The sequence below is a fragment of the Paenibacillus sp. MER 180 genome (genome assembly GCF_023713665.1).
In the GTDB taxonomy this organism is placed as follows: Bacteria; Bacillota; Bacilli; order Paenibacillales; family Paenibacillaceae; genus Paenibacillus_B; species Paenibacillus_B suaedae.
The window spans coordinates 1-2582 of sequence record NZ_JAMAVT010000044.1; the positions used below are offsets into that span (position 1 = coordinate 1).

Below are 2582 nucleotides of genomic sequence, written 5' to 3' on the forward strand. Positions count from 1 at the left end.
CAAACTCTCCGTTAAAGTTAAGTTTGAACTGCTCATATCTTTTGACGAGGTATTGCTACCTCATTCACAAACGTTGCTCGTTGTTCAGTTTTCAAAGAACAATCTTCAATCCAGCGCTTCGGCTTATTGCCTCTTTCGCTTTCGTTCACCGCGTCTCTCAGCGGCGACTTTTATATCTTATCATCTAACGAACTTGAAGTCAACAACTTTTTTTAATTTGTTTTCTTCGTTCGATTGACTGCCTCCTAATGAAGCAGGAATTAGAATATATCATATTTCGAAGGTAGAATGCAAGACTTTTTTGAAATAATTTTAAATCCTTTATTTCATGTCCTCCAATCCTCTTCTTTCTATCCTCTGTACCTACTCCTCGGTTAAAATGTTGTTCAGCATTGTAATGAATGCTTTAGCTGCTGGCGACAGATGCTTGTTTTAGTAATGAACATATTGAACCCCTCTCTCAAACTTCACTTCATCTATGGGAACACAACTAGCAGTCCGCTAGCAATCTCCTGCATCTTCATTAATTCAGATACTGCTGCTATGCAAGTCCATGAATAACGCCCTGCTTAATTCCTTCCAAGCTGCTGATTTCAATCGTATTGGATATCGAGATGCCTGCCTGTTCGAACTTCATATCGAGGAATCGCCTTGTTGCCGACTTATCCGGCTTCATAAGGAAGGTCACATTTTGAAGATCATATAACGTACATCTCTCCTCTTATGAACCACACGGTGATCTGGACGTGCAATGAGAACGAGGCGATCCTGATATAACGCGCAAGTCTGATACCGTGCTTCATTGACTTCTATTTGATCGGACAACACGAGAAATTCAATGCTGTTGGATTCCAATTGATGAACCAGCTGCTATGAGGATATAATCTTCATCTTAGATTCAAGCCTACCCAGGTGCGGCCCCATCGAAGCACTTGGAGTCGGAATCGATATTCAGCCTGGAGATGTCGTTCTTCGCTGCAATTTTGCCACTGTAGAAGCCGGTGTTGTGCTGGATCGAAGCGATGGCCGCATACGGGAACATACGGACAAACTTGCTGAATCCATTTCAGGAATAGAAGTAGCCAAGGGCATCTATGCTTACTGCAAGCCTGCGACTGAACATCGTGCTGTGCTTGTGCTGCGTGGTCAGGGCTTAAGTGATCAAATCAGTGATTCTGACCCGAAAGCGCCGAACGATGGCAAACCGTATCTTCCTGTTCAGCCGTTGGAATTACATTAGAAGCACGACGCACTGCTGCTGCAGTCAACCGCTTCTTTGGAATCTCTTCTCGGATCTTGTCATCGTATCCTGCGAATGAGGAGCGAGTAGCTAATGGATTGCTGCCTGCCAGCTTCATTCTTACCCGTGGTGCAGGTAGTATGATTGAACTTGAGACCATTGCTTCAAAGATGTATTTCCGAGGTTGCTGCATTGCTGCAGAAAGCACCCTTCTTTGGGTAGAGGAGCTAGCTGGGTACACAACCATTACAGATATAAGAATGACCGGAAGTATGGATACTGATGTAAAACTGAAAGCAGAACTTGCACTTGAACAGATTGTCCATCATGACATTGTCGTCTATGTTCATGTTAAAGCTCCAGATGTGATGGGGCCGATGATGGACCACTGAAAAGGCTCAATCCCTAGAAATGTTTGATAGAAATGTTGGCATAAACGCTGATCAACTATCAGAGGATGTATACCTAGCACTGGCCGCTGATCATTCTACTCCTTCTGAGGTTAAGGAGCATACTGGAGAGCCAGTTGCCGTCGTTATCTATGGATCAAGCATTCGAAGAGATCGAGTCGTCTCTTATAATGAAACGGACTGTGCCCATGGTGCACTTGGCCGGATGTCTGGTTCCGAGTTCGTCCGAACCTTGCATGGTTAATGGGGTATGTCGAAAAACAAGGAAACTGAGTTGAAAAATTCAAGATGCTGTCTTTAACAAATTAAATCGCAAGGGCTCTCATTTCTATTGCTGCAGCCCCCACTCTCTTTAAGTGGTGGGGGGGTTGCTATATAGAATAGCATTCGTGAACGTCCCATTAATCATCTGTTTCTTTTATATATAAGAAATATGTATTCAAATCACAGGAAATAGTCACTTCAATAGACATTCTGTCAATTCGCCTCCTTAAGCGAGTAACCTGTACTAGTCCATCGAAATTCCATTAATAGCTCTTAACCTCTTTTATACACCCTCGATCACACTTACCGTCATTGCTTCATTCGATGTACCTTAGGATCAGTCTCCCTACACTATTGTAATACATGTGTGAGTAGAACATTCTACAGCCATGGCTCCATTGGAGCTCACCTTGTTGAATGTGTTCTGGCACTTATGGCTGCTGTCTCCACGCTGGTATTGCCTATTGACGATGCGCGCTGTCGACTCAAGTGGACTCGTAAAAGTCAACGAAATGGACATATGCCTGTACAAAGCGTAAGAATATAAGAAAAAGCCGATTGCTGCTAACCTAAATTAGGCACAAGCATTCGGCTTTTTTACATACCTATATTAGGTATAGATAAAAAAGACCACCGTCGAGATGTCTCAACAGTGGTCTTTAATTGCT

The 2582-nt window shown here is 43.3% G+C and carries 5 protein-coding genes; 4 read left to right on the top strand and 1 reads right to left on the bottom strand.

What is annotated here, in order from left to right:
* Positions 1 to 541: 541 nt before the first annotated feature.
* Entirely contained in the window at positions 542 to 676 is a 135-nt protein-coding gene (locus tag M3661_RS29650; protein ID WP_251491195.1) for a hypothetical protein, read from the bottom strand.
* A 273-nt stretch (positions 677 to 949) separates the two neighbouring features.
* Between M3661_RS29650 and M3661_RS29655 the strand changes: the two genes are divergently transcribed.
* The 4 genes from M3661_RS29655 to M3661_RS30445 all read left to right on the top strand — a co-directional run bounded on the left by M3661_RS29655 (position 950) and on the right by M3661_RS30445 (position 2453).
* Positions 950 to 1240 (top strand): alkaline phosphatase family protein, encoded by a 291-nt coding sequence (locus tag M3661_RS29655; RefSeq protein WP_251491203.1) that lies wholly within the window; start codon positions 950 to 952, stop codon positions 1238 to 1240.
* A 140-nt stretch (positions 1241 to 1380) separates the two neighbouring features.
* A complete protein-coding gene (locus M3661_RS29660; RefSeq protein ID WP_251491198.1) occupies positions 1381 to 1632 on the top strand; it encodes an alkaline phosphatase family protein in 252 nt (83 codons plus the stop codon).
* A gap of 19 nt (positions 1633 to 1651) precedes the next feature.
* Positions 1652 to 1894 carry a hypothetical protein gene (locus M3661_RS29665; RefSeq protein ID WP_251491201.1) on the top strand — a complete coding sequence of 81 codons (243 nt, stop codon included), beginning with the start codon at positions 1652 to 1654 and terminating at the stop codon, positions 1892 to 1894.
* A gap of 433 nt (positions 1895 to 2327) precedes the next feature.
* Positions 2328 to 2453: a hypothetical protein gene (locus M3661_RS30445; RefSeq protein ID WP_285853417.1), complete on the top strand. Its 126-nt coding sequence runs from the start codon at positions 2328 to 2330 to the stop codon at positions 2451 to 2453.
* The last annotated feature ends 129 nt before the right edge of the window (positions 2454 to 2582 follow it).

What these genes read in the sequence shown, in the direction of transcription:
- M3661_RS29665 (WP_251491201.1), top strand. Translation starts at nt 1,652, where the DNA reads ATGTTTGATAGAAATGTTGGCATAAACGCTGATCAACTATCAGAGGAT.
- M3661_RS29660 (WP_251491198.1), top strand. Translation starts at nt 1,381, where the DNA reads ATGATTGAACTTGAGACCATTGCTTCAAAGATGTATTTCCGAGGTTGC.
- M3661_RS29650 (WP_251491195.1), bottom strand. Translation starts at nt 676, where the DNA reads ATGAAGCCGGATAAGTCGGCAACAAGGCGATTCCTCGATATGAAGTTC.